13 protein-coding genes are annotated in these 15,374 nt (G+C 64.8%); 7 read left to right on the plus strand and 6 right to left on the minus strand.

What is annotated here, in order from left to right; genetic code table 11:
* Nucleotides 1-16 precede the first annotated feature (16 nt).
* The 6 genes from ygeW (at nucleotide 17) to ACTQ1Z_RS02265 (ending at nucleotide 6,517) form a co-directional block, all read left to right on the plus strand.
* The gene (gene ygeW, locus ACTQ1Z_RS02240; protein WP_441858419.1) at nucleotides 17-1,216 is read left to right on the plus strand and encodes a knotted carbamoyltransferase YgeW; all 1,200 of its coding nucleotides are present in this window, start codon (nucleotides 17-19) and stop codon (nucleotides 1,214-1,216) included.
* A gap of 243 nt (nucleotides 1,217-1,459) precedes the next feature.
* Nucleotides 1,460-2,401 (plus strand): carbamate kinase, encoded by a 942-nt coding sequence (arcC, locus tag ACTQ1Z_RS02245; RefSeq protein WP_441858421.1) that lies wholly within the window; start codon nucleotides 1,460-1,462, stop codon nucleotides 2,399-2,401.
* A gap of 258 nt (nucleotides 2,402-2,659) precedes the next feature.
* On the plus strand, nucleotides 2,660-3,670 hold the full coding sequence (locus tag ACTQ1Z_RS02250) for an NTP transferase domain-containing protein (RefSeq protein WP_441858423.1): 1,011 nt from the start codon (nucleotides 2,660-2,662) through the stop codon (nucleotides 3,668-3,670).
* Nucleotides 3,667-5,034, plus strand: a complete 1,368-nt coding sequence (gene hydA / locus ACTQ1Z_RS02255) for a dihydropyrimidinase (protein WP_441858425.1) — start codon at nucleotides 3,667-3,669, stop codon at nucleotides 5,032-5,034. Before ACTQ1Z_RS02250 ends, hydA begins: the two co-directional genes overlap by 4 nt.
* A gap of 254 nt (nucleotides 5,035-5,288) precedes the next feature.
* Nucleotides 5,289-5,669 carry a Rid family detoxifying hydrolase gene (locus ACTQ1Z_RS02260; RefSeq protein ID WP_293815535.1) on the plus strand — a complete coding sequence of 127 codons (381 nt, stop codon included), beginning with the start codon at nucleotides 5,289-5,291 and terminating at the stop codon, nucleotides 5,667-5,669.
* A gap of 641 nt (nucleotides 5,670-6,310) precedes the next feature.
* Nucleotides 6,311-6,517 carry a cold-shock protein gene (locus tag ACTQ1Z_RS02265; protein ID WP_293815537.1) on the plus strand — a complete coding sequence of 69 codons (207 nt, stop codon included), beginning with the start codon at nucleotides 6,311-6,313 and terminating at the stop codon, nucleotides 6,515-6,517.
* Between the two features lie 117 nt (nucleotides 6,518-6,634).
* Here the strand turns inward: ACTQ1Z_RS02265 and ACTQ1Z_RS02270 are convergent, their stop codons facing one another.
* The 3 genes from ACTQ1Z_RS02270 to ACTQ1Z_RS02280 all read right to left on the minus strand — a co-directional run bounded on the left by ACTQ1Z_RS02270 (nucleotide 6,635) and on the right by ACTQ1Z_RS02280 (nucleotide 11,612).
* Nucleotides 6,635-8,758, minus strand: coding sequence for an LTA synthase family protein (locus tag ACTQ1Z_RS02270; protein WP_441858428.1), 2,124 nt, complete (start codon nucleotides 8,756-8,758; stop codon nucleotides 6,635-6,637).
* A gap of 5 nt (nucleotides 8,759-8,763) precedes the next feature.
* Nucleotides 8,764-11,070: an LTA synthase family protein gene (locus ACTQ1Z_RS02275; RefSeq protein ID WP_441858430.1), complete on the minus strand. Its 2,307-nt coding sequence runs from the start codon at nucleotides 11,068-11,070 to the stop codon at nucleotides 8,764-8,766.
* Between the two features lie 164 nt (nucleotides 11,071-11,234).
* Nucleotides 11,235-11,612 (minus strand): heavy-metal-associated domain-containing protein, encoded by a 378-nt coding sequence (locus ACTQ1Z_RS02280; protein WP_441858432.1) that lies wholly within the window; start codon nucleotides 11,610-11,612, stop codon nucleotides 11,235-11,237.
* A 412-nt stretch (nucleotides 11,613-12,024) separates the two neighbouring features.
* Here ACTQ1Z_RS02280 and ACTQ1Z_RS02285 point away from each other — a divergent pair, with 412 nt between their 5' ends.
* Nucleotides 12,025-12,633, plus strand: a complete 609-nt coding sequence (locus tag ACTQ1Z_RS02285; RefSeq protein WP_441858434.1) for a hypothetical protein — start codon at nucleotides 12,025-12,027, stop codon at nucleotides 12,631-12,633.
* A 105-nt stretch (nucleotides 12,634-12,738) separates the two neighbouring features.
* On the opposite strand, the gene ACTQ1Z_RS02290 is transcribed toward ACTQ1Z_RS02285, so the two are convergent.
* From ACTQ1Z_RS02290 to ACTQ1Z_RS02300, 3 genes are all read right to left on the minus strand, one after another.
* Complete coding sequence (locus ACTQ1Z_RS02290; RefSeq protein WP_441858436.1) at nucleotides 12,739-13,350, minus strand: dihydrofolate reductase; 612 nt, start codon at nucleotides 13,348-13,350, stop codon at nucleotides 12,739-12,741.
* Nucleotides 13,351-13,353: 3 nt separating this feature from the next.
* Entirely contained in the window at nucleotides 13,354-14,202 is an 849-nt protein-coding gene (gene thyA / locus ACTQ1Z_RS02295) for a thymidylate synthase (RefSeq protein ID WP_441858438.1), read from the minus strand.
* A 138-nt stretch (nucleotides 14,203-14,340) separates the two neighbouring features.
* Complete coding sequence (locus ACTQ1Z_RS02300; RefSeq protein WP_441858440.1) at nucleotides 14,341-15,267, minus strand: hypothetical protein; 927 nt, start codon at nucleotides 15,265-15,267, stop codon at nucleotides 14,341-14,343.
* Nucleotides 15,268-15,374: the final 107 nt, after the last annotated feature.

Here is a 15,374-nt window from a genome sequence, read left to right on the forward strand (position 1 = left end):
TCCGAGAGGACATAACATGAGCGAGATCAGCCAGTACACCGATATGCTTTCCGGCCTCGACTTCAAGGGCATGTACCAGAGCGACCTCCTGCACACCTGGGACAAGACCACCGACGAGCTCCGCGCCCTCTACACGGTCGCCGCTGCCCTCCGCAACCTCCGCGAGCGCAACATCTCGTCCAAGATCTTCGACTCCGGCCTCGCCGTCTCCCTCTTCCGCGACAACTCCACGCGCACCCGCTTCTCCTTCTCCAAGGCCACGAACCTCCTCGGCCTCGAGCTCCAGGACCTCGACGAGAAGAAGTCTCAGATCGCTCACGGCGAGACCGTCCGCGAGACCGCCACGATGATCTCCTTCATGGCTGACGTCATCGGCATCCGCGACGACATGTACATCGGCAAGGGCGACGCCTACATGCAGGAGGTCTCCGACTCCGTCGCGCAGGCCTACGAGGATGGCGTTCTCGACCACCGTCCGACGCTCATCTCCCTCCAGTCCGACTCCGACCACCCGACGCAGTCCTCCGCCGACATGCTCTACCTCATCGAGGAGTTCGGCGGCCTTGAGAACCTCCGTGGCAAGAAGGTTGCCGTGACCTGGGCCTACTCGCCCTCCTACGGCAAGCCGCTGTCCTGCCCGCAGTCCCTCATCAGCCTGCTCCCGCGCTTCGGCATGGACGTCACCCTGGCTCACCCCGAGGGCTACGACCTCATGGGCGATCGCGTCGAGGCCGCCAAGAAGTACGCCTCCGAGAACGGCTGCACCTTCAACCAGGTCAACACCATGGAGGAGGCCTTCGAGGGCGCCGACATCGTGATCCCGAAGTCCTGGGCTCCCTATGCCGCCATGGAGCGCCGCACCAACCTCTACGCCGAGGGTGACGACGCCGGCATCGCCGCGCTCGAGAAGGAGCTCCTCGCCCAGAACGCCACGCACAAGGATTGGTGCTCCACGACCGACCTCATGGCTAAGACCGCCAATGGTCAGGACACCATCTTTATGCACCCGCTGCCCGCCGACATCTCCGGCGTCTCCTGCGAGCACGGTGAGGTCATGGCTGACGTCTTCGACATGCACCGCGTTGGCATGTACAAGGAGGCCTCCTACAAGCCCTACGCCATCGCCGCGATGATCTTCCTGCAGAAGGTCGCCAACCCGATCGAGACTCTCCAGACTCTCGAGGCTGCCGCCACTCCCCGCTGGTATCAGGCCTAATGTCCCCGTCGCCTGCGTCCGCGGTCTGAGCGCGGACGCAGGACCGAGGCCTGCTACCTAGACAGAGCCGGCATGGCCGGCCCATCCGCCGCCAATACCCCTGGCAGGCGAAGGTCCGGGGTCGCGCGTTTCGTTTCGGGCGAACGCGCGACCCTAGGGACTGCTTTATCAATTTTCTGGGCTGCGCGCAGTCGTGCGCCCATATCTTGCAGGGCCGAGGCGCCCTCAAGGATCGGAGTCGATATGTCCAAGCGAATCGTCGTCGCCCTTGGCGGCAACGCTCTCGGCAACAATCTTCCTGAGCAGGCCGTCGCCGTCCGTGTGACCAGCCAGGCGATCGTGGATCTCATCGAGCAGGGCAACGAGGTCGTCGTCGTCCATGGCAACGGTCCCCAGGTCGGTATGATTGCCAACGCCATGACCGAGCTCACGCGCTCTAATCCGGAGAAGTACATCCCGTGCCCGCTTTCCGTCTGCGGTGCCATGAGCCAGGGCTATATCGGCTATGACCTGCAGAACGCGCTTCGCGAGGAGATGGAGTGCCGCGGCATTGCCAAGGGCGTCGCCACCGTCCTCACCCAGGTCGAGGTCGACCCGGAGGATCCCGCGTTCTCCAACCCGACCAAGCCCATCGGCTCCTTCATGACGAAGGAGGAGGCCGAGGTCCTTCACCGCGACCGCGACTACGACTTCATGGAGGACTCCGGCAGGGGTTACCGCCGAGTCGTCGCTTCTCCGAAGCCCCAGCGCATCGTCGAGCTCGACACGATCTCCTCGCTCGTCCAGGCGAACCATATCGTCATCGCCTGCGGCGGCGGTGGCATCCCGGTGCTTCCCACCGGTGACCACCACCTCAAGGGCGCCGCGGCCGTCATCGACAAGGACTTCGCCGCCGAGCTTCTCGCTGAGTCCCTCGACGCGGACTACCTCGTGATCCTCACCGCAGTCGAGAAGGTGGCCGTGCGCTTCGGCAAGCCCGACGAGCGCTGGCTTGACGAGCTCACGCCCGCCGAGGCCCACGAGCTTGCCGAGGCAGGCGAGTTCGGCAAGGGTTCGATGGAGCCCAAGGTCCTCGCGTGCGCGAAGTTCGCCGAGAGCAAGCCTGGCCGCTCCGCCCTCATCACGCTGCTCGAGAAGGCCAAGGACGGTTTTGCCGGCAGCACCGGAACCACCATCCGCGCCTAAGAGCGAATGCCACGTGCGTGACCTCGGGGGAGGTCACGCACGTTTGCTTTTGCGGAGACTTGCGAGCGCGCCGAGCCCGCTTCGCGCTCGCGTCGAGCGTGCTTCGCGTCAGCTCCGTGCCCGCTTCGCGCGCGCCCGAGGCAAGTGGCCGGCGCATCGCGACTTCCGCGCCCGCGCCTGCGGGTCGTGGTTGTCCGCTTGCGAAAACAACGCGTGAACGCTGATTAATTGTCAGCTTCGTTTGGGATAATGGATGACATGAGACCAAGCGTAAGAACATACCTAGTTAATGACGAGGGCGAGCGCGTCTTCGGTCCCGGTCCCGCGGAGCTGCTGCGTCGCATCCGCGAATGCGGAAGCCTCCGCGCCGCCTCGATATCCATGGGCATGGCCTACACCAAGGCCCTGGCCCTCGTCCGTACGGCGGAGAAGGGCCTGGGCTCCCCACTGACCACCCGCGTCGTGGGTGGCGCCGGTGGCGGCGGGTCTACGCCCACGCCGGAGGCGGATGCCCTCCTCGCTGCGTACGAACGCTGGACCGCTTCGGTGAACTCCGCCGCTGGCGCGCAGTTTGACGCGGCGTTTCCGCATGGGGCGGTGGCCGTTTCGTCCGCGGGCGCGGACTCGGTTTCGGGCGATGATCGTGTCGTCGGTGCCGCCGTGCTCGCCGCCGGCCACTCGGTGCGCTATGGCAAGAACAAGCTCGTGGAGCCCCTTCTTGGCGAGCCCGTGGTTGCCCGCGCCATCGATTGCGTGCCCGCCGGCATGCCCATCGTCGTGGTCTCCGCCACGCCTGAGGTCGATGCCATCGCGGATGCCCGCGGCATAGAGCGCGTTCGTCCGGATGGCTTTGACGAGGACGTCGCCGCTACGCTCGGGCAATCCGCTTCCGTGCGTGCTGCGGCCGCCTTTGCCCGCGACGCTGGGTGGGACGCATGCCTGTTCCTACCGGGAGACCAGCCCCTCGTCGAGCATGGGAGCGTCGCTCGCATGCTTGGGGTCTCCGCGCTGCGGCCGGATGTCCTCGTGCGCCTTTCCTGGCGCGGCCGCCCCGGTTCCCCGGCGTTGTTTCCCAGCAACTTCTATGACGCGCTTTCGCATGTCGAGGGTGATGCTGGCGGGAGCTCGGTCGTGGGGGAGGGTGACATCTGCGTGAGTGTCGAAGCGTCGCTTCCATGGGAGCTTTGGGATATTGACACGCCCGATGACCTCAGGCGTGCCCGTGAAATTCTGGAAAGTGGACTTGGACGTGGAGGGAGTTGCCAATGATCATCATCAAGGGCGGAACCCTAGTTTGCCCCGACGGGCTACGAGTGGGTGATGTGGCTCTGGAGGGTGACAAGATCGTCCGCATCGCGGCCTCCATCGAGGCCGGCGATGGCGATGAGGTTGCCGACGCTACGGGCTGCTGGGTCTTCCCGGGCTTCATCGACGCCCACACGCACATGCAGTGCTGGACGGGTATCGACTGGACGGCGGATAGCTTCGAGACGGGCACCCGCGCCGCTGCCTGCGGCGGCACCACCACCATCGTCGACTACGCCACGGCCGATCGCGGCGTGACCATGCCGGACGCCCTGGCGGAGTGGCATAAGCGCGCGGATGGCATCTGCACGTCAAACTATGCCTTCCACATGGCGATCGCGGAGTGGAACGAGCGCAATCGCGAGGACCTTGCCGCGATGCGCGCTGGCGGCGTCAGCTCCTTCAAGACCTACTTCGCCTATGACCATCTGCGCCTTGATGACGCGGAGACCCTTGAGGTGCTCGAGGCCCTGAAACCGTTTGGCGGCACGCTCTGCGTCCACTGCGAGAACGGCACCCTCGTCGACGCCCTCCAGAAGCGCGTGTACGAGGCAGGCATTCACGGGCCGGAAGCCCATCCTCTGAGCCGTCCCGCCGAGTGCGAGGCCGAGGCAGTGAGCCGTCTGCTCTACCTTGCCCATCTCGCCGGCGACGCGCGCGTGAACGTGGTGCACCTCTCCACGAAGCTTGGCCTCGAGGCCATTCGCGCTGCCAAGGCGCGCGGTCAGAAGAACATCTTCGTCGAGACCTGCCCGCAGTACCTGCTGCTTGATGACACGTGCTTCACGCGTAGGGGAGAGAACGGCCTCGAAGGCCTCGAGTTCGTCATGAGCCCGCCTCCGCGCAAGCCGTCCGACCGCGCGGCTCTCCGCCAGGCGCTGCTCGACGGCGAGATCGACACCATCGCCACGGATCACTGCAGCTTCAACCTCCATGGGCAAAAGGATCGTGGCGTGGATGACTTCCGTGCCGTCCCCAACGGCGGCGCGGGCGTCGAGCACAGGCCCGCGCTGATCGCGACGACGTTCGAAGATCAGCTTGGCCCCACGGACCTCTGCCGCCTCATGAGCGAGAACCCCGCCCGCGTCTTTGGCATGTGGCCTCGCAAGGGTTGTCTGGCGGAGGGCTCGGACGCGGATGTCTGCGTCTGGGATCCGTCCGTCGAGTGGACCATCTCGGCGAAGACTCAGCATCAGAACGTCGACCACACCCCGTACGAGGGCTTCGTCTGCCACGGCAGGGCGCGCCTCACCTACGTGAACGGCGTGCTCGCGGCGCGTGACGGCGAGCCGACGGGGGCGACGCCGGGCACATACGTCCCGCGCTAGCCGCGAGTCGGCGACGGGCGCGTGCGCCTCGCGTTGGCCGTGAGCCGGCTGCGGGCGCGGGCATCCCGCGCTGGTCGCGGGTGCGGTGCCCGGCACGTGCGTCCTGCACAGACCGCGAGCTGGTTGCGGGCGCGGCACCAACTTGAGCACTAAAAGCTGGTCCTTTCGCCGTTCGAGTCATTGACAAGGGGCCTTCTTTATCGTTAAGCTTCTAAACAACGATAGGCAATATCGTCAAACAAAAGGAGAAACACATGTCCATCGAAGCCGTCGTCACCGACAAGGCCCCCGCCGCTGTGGGTCCGTACTCCGCTGCCACCAAGTCCGGCAACTGCATCCACGTTTCCGGTCAGCTCCCCGTTGACCCCGCCACCGGCGAGTTTGCCGGCGACGACATCCAGGCTCAGACCCGTCAGAGCCTGACCAACGTCAAGAACGTTCTCGAGGCTGCCGGTGCCACCATGGCCGACGTCGCCGAGACCGTTGTTCTCCTCGACTCCATCGCCGATTTCGGCGCCATGAACGAGGTCTACGCCGAGTTCTTCGCCGCTCCGTATCCGGCTCGCGCCGCCTTCGAGGTTGCCGCCCTCCCCAAGGGTGCCAAGGTCGAGATCAAGGCTGTCGCCTACCTGTAATGGGTTGTTGTCCAGCTGAATGGGCCGCTGCCCTCTAGTGGCGTTGTCTCTTGTCAGCAATGACACTCAGCCGGCGTTCGGATTCACCTCCGAGCGCCGGCTTTTTGTTTTTCGGGCCAGCGCACTTTTCAAAACCTGAAAAAGGGACAGTCCCTTTTTCAGGTTTTGACGGTGATGCACGGTTAAGTTTCATCGAGACATGCGTTTTTTAGAGTTATGAACGAGAATCAGGCCCCATAACTCGAAGAAACGCATGTTTCGGCGTCGGTGCGGCAGAACTGCCGTGCGTCTCCGCTACGTGCCCCTGCCGCGAGTCTCCGCCGCGTGCCGCGCGTCTCCGCCGCATGTCGCGTACCCACGCCGCGCGTCGCGTGCTGCGTGCTGCGCCGTGGCCACGAGCGCTAATGCTACTGCTAACGTCGCGTACCGTTCGCCGTAGGCGTGTCGGAGCTGCCGGGCGTCGCGTTGCGTCCGCGGGTGCTTTTATACCGTTCGCGAGAGCTCTACGCATTTTCGGTTTCTCGTTCGTAGTGGCTGGTTGCTGGGGTAGACTATTCCCTGTTGACCATCTGGTCGCAAGTTATGTTCAGCGCGCAAGCGCAGTGTTGCCCTCGGAGGGGCAAACGAAAGAAAGGCACGTCATGGCTCAGGGTACTGTTAAGTGGTTCAATCCGGACAAGGGCTACGGCTTCATCTCTCGCGAGGACGGCGACGATTTGTTCGTCCACTACTCCGAGATTCAGATGGACGGCTTCAAGACCCTCGACGAGGGCCAGGCTGTCGAGTTTGACATCACCACTGGTCAGAATGGCAAGCTCCAGGCCTCCAACGTCCGTAAGAGCGCTTAATTAACGTCTTACATACGCTTGGGTGAGGGGACGTCCGAAAGGACGCCCCCTCTTTTTTGTGCGGGCTGGTAGTGCGTCCCGGCCGCTGACGGCGGAAGGCGCGCAGGCGTAACCCCGCTACTGCACGTGCTCGGCGAAGCGATGGTACTGCACGCGGGCGAGCTTGAGGTAGGCGTCGCGGGCGCGAGCGGCTGGATCGCCGTTGGGGTCGGCACCGGCGAGCGTCTTGAGGCCGCCCGTTGCATGGTGACGGTCCTCAACATCCGTGTACGAGAGCGCGCTGATTGTCGGCATCAACAGGCGCGCTCCCAGCTGCGCCTCCTGATAGCCCGAGAGGGGAGCACCGACGGCGTCAAGGGCAAGCGCCCCCAGCGTGCTCGAGGAGGCCTCCTCGACGCGTATGCTTCCAGCGCCCGCCACGTCATAGTTCGCCCAGACGAGGTAGTTGGTGAGGTACATGCGCGTTCCGTGGGTCTGGTCGGCCTCGTCCGGGAACATGGCGTCGTTGACGGCGGCGGAAACGCTTGCCTGATGGTCTCCGAAAAAGACGAGGAGCACCGGTCGGTCGAGTTTTCGCAGCTCGCCGATAAACCATTCGAGGTCACGATCCGAGGCGTCGATGCACGCGAGGTATTCGTTGAGTTCCGCCGCCTGTGACTCGTTCAGGTAGTCAGGCTCGTAGTCGCGCAGCAGGCCCGGATCGATGTTGCCCTGGTCGTAGCTGCTGTGATTCTGCATTGTCACGTCGAAGATGAACTGCGGTTTGCTCGAGCCGTGCAAGCGCTCGAGGACCTCCTCGTACGTGGCTGCGTCGGTGACGCCGCTGTGGAACTGCGGCGCGTCCTCGAACTCGTCGATGGTGAGGAACTCGTCAAATCCAAAGCCAGCGTAGATGCCCTCGCGGTTCCAGTTCGTGCCGAGGTTGGGGTGGATCGCGCACGTGTCATAGTCCAGGCTCGACAGCTGAGAGGCGAGGTTGTCCGTCGTCGAAAGGTCGTAGAGCGTATACGGATACGCGCCTTTGCCGAGGTATCCCAGGGTGTTGCCGGTGAGGAACTCGAACTCCGTGTTGCAGGTCCCGCCTGCGTAGGTGGAGACAGTGAGCTGACCGCGCACGAGCGCGTCGTCGATCGAGTTGAAGTACGCGGGCCCCTCGTAGCCCACGCCAAGCCCGTCGTAGAGTGACATGTCGCTGAAGCTCTCGTTCATTACGCACACGATGCTCGGGCGCGTCTCCGCGAACTGGGCCTGAGCGGCGGCGCGAGTGTCTGGGTCGACGCTCGCCGCGTGGTCGTCTGCCAGCTCCTGTTCGTCTGCGACGGCCTGCGCGGAGGAGTAACCGGCTGGGCGAGGAATCTCGAGGTCCTGCGCCGCGGCGACGAAGCTCGTGATGGCTCCGTAGCGCTCGTAGCTGCGAGCGGTGTCCCATCCGTCGACGTGTACGCCGAGCGCAACGCCAAAGTCCACGAACACGACCATCGCCACGAATGAGCCCACGCATGCTGCCGCGACGCCGAGGTTGCCGGCGACGGCGAGCTTGCGTCGACGAGGCGCGCGGCCCTTCTCGGAAGCCGCCCCCTTGCACCGACGAGGCGCGCGGCCCTTCTCGGAAGCTGCCTCGCGTCCGTGCATGAGCGAGCAGAGACACCAGCCAACCGCGGCGATGGCGATGCCGAGGATAACCGTGCCGTCGACCTTATAGACGTAGCCGCCCGCGACGGACATCGCCGTGGCCATACCGAGGACATCCGACGGCAGAATCGCGGTGCCCTTGTGGACACGCACGAAGTACTGGGCGAGGCCCATCGCGCAGAAGACGCCGACACCGATGCCAGCACCGATGCCCCTGCGTTGAAAGACGAGGTAAAGGGCGAGGAGCGCGAGTAGGGCAAACCCGGCTTCGAGCGCGAGGAACTTCGGCTCGACGGCGAGGTTGCCGCGGCACCAGCTGACCTCGAGCGCGAACGCTGCGGCGACGCTGGCGGCGACGAGAAGCCCGGCGTCTGCCAGGTAGGATCCGCGAATCCTGTCGCGGGAGAGCGTGACCAGAGCGCACACACCAACGACTGCGGCGGCGGCAACGGAGCAGCCGACGACCGTCGCGGTGTCTCCCTCGACCAGGCCGAGCGCGAGCCAGATGACGAGCGCGAGGGACAGCGCGGGATACGGCAGCGCCCAGGCGAGGGTGGCGCGAGACGGACGCTCGCACATCGAACGGTCCTTGTCCGCGCTGCTGCTCATCGTGCCTAAGACACCCGCTTCGCAAACTCGAGGTACTGAACGTTCTGGAGGAGGCGGCAAGACTCAGCGGCGGCAGCCCAGGACTCGTTATCCGGCGTTGGCGCATCGTCTCCGTTGCCGCCGTCCCCGCCGTCGCCGGCGGAAGCCATCTCGCTGGGCGTGGCGTCCTCGACGGAGTGCCATCCGCCCTCGTTATCCTTGTAGGCAAACATGTTAATCATTGGCATGTACATGCGGGCGCTAAGTTGCGCCTTCTGGAAGTCCGTGAGGGGAGCGCCGATGGCGTCGAGCGCGAGGGCACCCAGCGTCGACGAGGAGGCGTCCTCCCAGCGCATGCCGCCAGCGCCAGCCACCTCGTAGTTCGTCCAGACGAAGTAGTTCGTGCGATAGGCGCGGGCGCCATGGGCGGTGCCAACGTCCTCGGTGAAGAGCGCGTCGTTCGCGTATCCGGAGACGCCCGGCTGGTGGTCGCCAAAGAACACGAGCATGACGGGGCGGTCAAGGTTGCGGAGCTCTTCCATGAACCACTGGAGGTCACGGTCCAAGGCGTTGATGCAGGCGAGGTACTCGTTGAGCTGACTCGTGAACGCGGCGTCATCCTCCGCGAACGGGAAGGTGTAGCCCGGAAGAAGTGACTCGTCGATGTTGTTCTGGTCGTAACCGCTGTGGTTCTGGATGGTGACGTCGAGGATGAACTGTGGGGCCTCGTTGCTGCGGAGGCGGTCGAGCACGCTCTCGTAGGTCGCGGCGTCCGTGACGCCGGAGTGGAATCCGGGTGCGCCCGCGAAGTCCTCCGCGGAGAGGAAGCGGTCGAACCCGAAGGCCCTGTAGACGATGTTGCGCTTCCAGTTCGTGGGGGCGCAGGGGTGGATCGCCGTCGTGTCATATCCCATGTCGGCGAATTGGGTGGCGAGATTGTCGACGTCGCTGAGGTCATAGAGCGTGTATGGGTACTTGGCGTTGCCGATGTAGCCCAGAGTGGCTCCGGTCATGAATTCGAACTCGGAGTTGCAGGTGCCCCCACCGTAGGCAGAAACCTCGAGCTCGCCACGCACGAGCGCGTCGTCGATCGAGTTGAAGTAGGCGGGGCCTGTATAGCCGATCCCGAGGCCTTCGAGCATCGAGAGGTCTGAGAAGGTCTCGTTCATGACACAGATGACGCTGGGCTTCGTGTCCGCGAACTGCGCCTGGGTGTAGGGATACGAGTCGCTCTTGGCGTTCTGGTACAGCGAGGCGAGGGTCTGCTCGTCCTCGAGGGCGACCTCGTCAGAATAGCCTGCGGGCATGTCGATCGCCATGTGCTGCACCATGCTGAGGAAGTGGGGAACCATGCCGTCCGCGCGGTAGCTCGAGATGGGGTTCCATACGTCGGTGTTGATTCCGTAGTCCTTGGTGAGGTCGATGTCCGAGAACGCGTTCCGGAGCGTGACCAGGCACAGGATGCCGAGGGCGATGTTTGCGATGGGGCGGATGATGCGAACGCGGCTCGGCGCCGGCGTCGCGGGGCGGATGAGGCAACAGGCGATGAGGCCAAAGCCAAGGGCGCTCGCAGCGGTGAGCATGGGGTCCGTCACGGTATAGGTGTATCTGGCGGAGACCTCCGCGGCGGTGCTCAGGGCGAGAAGGTCCGTCGGGAGGAGGGCAGCACCTCTGAACTCGGCGACGAATGCCTGACCGATGCCGAGGGCGAAGAGGGCGACGAGCCATATCGCGGGCATCACGCCGCGGCGCTGGCCAAGGAAGTAGGCGATGACCATGACGGAGCCGATGAAGGTGACGTCAATGAGGATGTGCTCGACCGATACGCTGAGGGCGCCCTCGTTCCAGGGCGTCTCGATGGCGACGACGGCGCAGATGGTGCAGATGGCGAGGGCCACGATGGCACGAAGCAGCTCGATGACGAGGCCAGCCAGGTGGGTGCGGGCGTCCTTTGAGCGGCCGAGGCCGTCGAGCGCGTTGAGGATCGGCTCGCGAAAGAGTGTGACCAAGATGCCGACGCAGATGACCTTTACGACCTGGTTGAGCGCCTCGGTGCTGCAGATGAGCAGGTTTTGACGTGCGAGGAAGATGAAGAGGGCTGCAAGGGCGATGAACGGGACGAGCCACAGGATGGTGCTTACGTGACAGAATGCCGCGGCGAGCCAGGCGGTCGCGCGGGCGATGGGGGCGGGGACGAACCTGAACAGGTGGGCGAGGGCGTTGTCGAAGCGCTCGAGTTGAGCCGCAGCAGCCTTGCGGGTGGTCATGGCCCTTTCCCTCGCGGCTAGTGTCTTCTCGCGGATGCTCATCAAATGGTCATGGTTGTTGCTCATGCGTCCCCGTGGCTCGTCTGGCTAACTACAGTCATAACTTCATTACTTTACCGATTCTTGACATGGCCGGCAATGCGCTTGGGTTGGAAAGGCGCAGGAAAAACGGGTAAAGTGGTGGGACGGCTGTGCGATTGGGTTCGTTGGCACACGCCGGTCCCGGCGTCCTAGCACTCGCTTACGGCGCCGACGCCGTAGCCCTCGCCGCGCACCACGCGGCGAAGGTCATCCGGGTTGGCCTCCTGCTTGGTCCGCACGTGGGCAACGCCCTCCGCGAGGGAGACCTCGGCCATGGTGTCGGGCCGCGAGTTGAACGCGTTCGCAATGCGCTTCGAGCAGTTCTCGCAGCTCATACCTTTGACCACGACGTCATAGGCGAAAGGGTAGTGGGAGGCGTCCTTGTCCCTGTGGCCACGCGAGCGCACGATGTCCGTGCCTCCGCAGCAGTCCCCTTTACCGCCTCGCGCGATGTAGTTGCGAATTACAAGCAGCGCCGCCACGAAAACGACAGTGACGATCACGACGTTGATGATGTTTGCGCTCATGACTCCTCCAAAGAAGGCTCGGTCGAGTCCAGAATGTTCGAGATGGCTAACTCGCACGTCATTGTACGTCATCTCGCCGTGCCAGGGAGGGATTCGGCTTTTCACCGCCGCCGACAATGTGCGGTTCCGCCAGCGCACGCGAGCCGCCAGCGCGCGCGAGCCGCCTGCGCACGCGAGCCGCCAACGCGCGGTGCCGCCAGCGCGCGAGCCGCCAACGCACGCTCAGCATCCGCAACCTGTGGCCTCGGACACACGCGGGCAGCCACTCGTCGCCGCTTGCTGCCACATACCGACCACCACGCCGATTCGTCACCCGCAAATTGCATACCCCCCCGTTTCGGCTATCTTTCAGCCTGTTAGGCTGGTAGCAGGCGGCTATCCGAGGTCGCACAACAAGAATGGGAGAATCGCAATGAAGCTACGTCCGCTCGCCCGCAAGGCACTAACGCTCCTCGCCACTGCGGCCCTCGCCACCGTCTCCGTTGCAGGGCTTTCTGCCTGCGGAGAGTCTCAGGAAGATGCCATCAAGGCCATGCTCAAGGAGCAGTTTGGCCAGCTCGAACAGGTCACTGACGCCAATATTGAGGAGGTCTTCGGTGACGATGAGATCGCCGAGCTCCAGAAGTATGGCATCGACGCGACCGAGCTCTACAACGCCTGCGTCAAGCGCTTCGACTACGAGGTCGAGGACGTCTCCATCTCCGACGACACCGCCACGGTGACGCTCTCCGTCACGAACCTCGACTTCGCGACCGTCGCCGCGAGCTGGACGGATGACATGACCGCCTATCTCACGTCCGATGAGGCGGCTAACGACTACACGAACCTCGGCGAGGACGACATTCTCGCCAAGGTCATGGGCCAGTTCGTCGAGAGGCTCGCTGCTGACGACGCGCCCACCAAGACCGCCAGCGTCTCGCTTGACCTCGAGAAGAACGGCAAGACCTGGGAGTTCGCGGACGAGGACCAGGTGGTCAGCGCGATTTTCGCCGGCGCCGATCCCTCGACGCTCATGGAGTAGGCTCCCGCAGCCACCGCATTTTGGGCGCGTCGCTTTCGGGCGGCGCGCCTTTTACATGGCGGCGGCAGCCCTCTTCGCACGCCGTGGCCCGCATACGCCTGGTGGCTACTCGCGCGTATAGGTAACGAACTCGAAGGGAATCCCCTCTGGTGTGACGAGGGGGTTCCCTTCGTCGTCTCGCGCCGTGGAAGACGCGACGTGCCAGGTGGGGTCCTCGTCCAAGTTGGGGAAGAACGTGTCCGCCGGCCGCACGCAGTGGTCCTTCGTGATCTCCGCGCGCGTGCAGAGGGGGAGGAGCTCGCGGTAGATCATTCCGCCTCCGATGAGCCAGACCTCGGGATCGTCCGCGACCATGGCGAGGGCCTCGTCGATGCTATGAGCGACGTCGACGCCCTCGCGCGCAAAGCCAGGGTCGCGCGTGATGATAACGTTGCGGCGGCCCTTGAGCGGTTGTCCTCCCGGGAAGCTCTCGAGGGTCTTGCGTCCCATGAGGACGGTGTGACCCTTCGTGTGGCGCACGAAGTGGCGCATGTCTGCGCGGTTGTCCACGAGCATGCCGCCGCCGATGCCGATGCCCCAGTCGTCGCAGACGGCGACGATCACGTTGAGGTTGGGCAGGGGAGCGCGGCGGGCGTCGCCCGCATTGGACACGGGGGTGCGGCGGGCGTCGCCGGCACTGACAGGCTCTGCCACCTGCATGCTCTTCTCGGTATCCATGGGCTACACCGCGATGGGGATGTTCTTGACCTGCGGTCCGTGCTCGTATCCCTCGACGATGAGGTCGTCGGTCGTGAAGTCATAGAAGTTCGTGACCTCGGGGTTGAGCGAGACGCGCGGCGCGGAATACTGCGGTCTCGAGATGAGCTCGCGGATGATGTCGACGTGACGGTCGTAGATGTGGGCGTCCGCGATGACGTGGACGAGCTCGCCGGGAATCATGCCCACGGACTGCGCGACCATCATGAGGAGGATCGCGTACTGGCAGACGTTCCAGTTGTTGGCGGCGAGGATGTCCTGGCTGCGCTGGTTGAGCAGCATGTTGAGGGTTAGGCGGTCGTCGCCGGGCGTCTGGGTGACGTTGTAGGTCACGCTGTAGGCGCACGGATAGAGGTGCATCTCGGAGAGGTCCGCGAAGACGTAGGTGTTCGTCATGATGCGGCGCGAGAAGGGCGTGTGCTCGAGGTCGTAGAGCACGCGGTCCATCTGGTCGAAGTCGCCCTCGGGGTAGTGGCTCTTCTGGCCGATTTGGTAGCCGTAGGCCTTGCCGATGGAGCCCGTCTCGTCTGCCCACTCGTCCCAGATGTGTGAGTTGAGGTCGTTGATATTGTTAGATTTGCGCTGGTAAATCCAGAGGACCTCGTCCATGGCGCTCTTGAGGGCGGTGCGGCGGAGGGTGAGGGCGGGAAACTCGCGGCGCAGGTCATAGCGGTTTACCACGCCAAACTGCTTGATGGTGTAGGCGGGGGTGCCGTCCTCCCAGTGCGGGCGGACCTTCTGTCCCTCGGTGGTGGTGCCGTTCTCGATGATGTCTTCGCACATGGCGCAGAAGAGCTTGTCTGCCTGGCTCATGGTTTCTCCTGATGGTTGAATGCGGGACGTGCGGCGGGGTATGGCGAGCGGGCGTTCCTGTGCGTTCCGCGTGCGGCGGGGTATGGCGAGTGGGCGTCCCCGCGTGTTCCGTGTGCGGCATGCGGCCTGGGTGCTCCGCTACTTGTACGAGGCCGAATCGGTGAGGGCCGATGTAAGGCGAATGGCGATGTCGACGATGTTGGACGCTTCCTCATCCAGCTCGGCGAGCTCGTCTGCGGTGTGGCCATCGGGCGACTTGAGGATGCCGACCAGCTTGGCGATCGCGCTCCAGCGCTCGACGCAGTCCTCCTTGGCGTCCCCGAGGGCGTCGACGACCGAATCTGCCTTGAGGCCGCTCACGCGGTCCGTGCCGGGCACCTCGATTGCCTGAATCGAGGCCTGGGCATCGGCGACCACCTGTGCCGCGGCGTCGAGCTCCTCGGTGCGAGTGGCGGCGTCCGTGGCGCCCATCGCGGCGCGGAGGTGCATGGAGAGGAGGTTGGTGCTGTCGCCGTCAGCCTTGGTGAGGGCGGACACGAACTCGCTGACGGCCTGCTGCGAGCCATCGTAATCGCTCGCGTAGACGTAGGAGTTGACGGACTCGTCCGCGCAGCCGATGCGGGTCTCGAAGATGTTGTCGGCCGTGAGATCGACGTCGGTGCTGTGGGTGTCGTCATCGAAGTAGTGGTCGAGCTCGTCGAAGTCCCACTCCTCGTCCGGGTACTCCTCCGCGACGATGTCTGCCACCTCGGAGAGGACCTCGCCAAACGTGTTCGCGAGGACGAGGGAGGCGACGACGATGAGCGCCAGGCCGATGGCGAGGATGACGTAGACGCCGGGACCGGAGTGGTTGTCCGGGGAGGTCGTGGCACTCGCGCTCTCGATGACGGGAACCTGCGGAGCGGGCGCCGGCTGCGGCTGGGGCGTGGAATGCGCCGCGGGCGCCGGCTGCGGCTGGGGCGTGGGCTGCGGTTGTGCGGCAGGCTGCGGCTGCGGCGTCGGCGCGGGCTGGCCGTGCGCGCCGTTGCCACCCTGTGGGGTCTGGGGCTGGTAGCCTTCGCTCATGTCTGGTCCTCTCCGCGGCTGTTGGATGGTCGTCGTGCGCGTAGCCCTGCGCGCGGTGCGAGGCCTGGCGCGTTTGCCGTGCGGGCGCTCACCTGCGGGCAGTTACG

The organism is Parolsenella sp. LCP21S3_E11, from assembly GCF_052118165.1.
In the GTDB taxonomy this organism is placed as follows: domain Bacteria; phylum Actinomycetota; class Coriobacteriia; order Coriobacteriales; family Atopobiaceae; genus Parolsenella.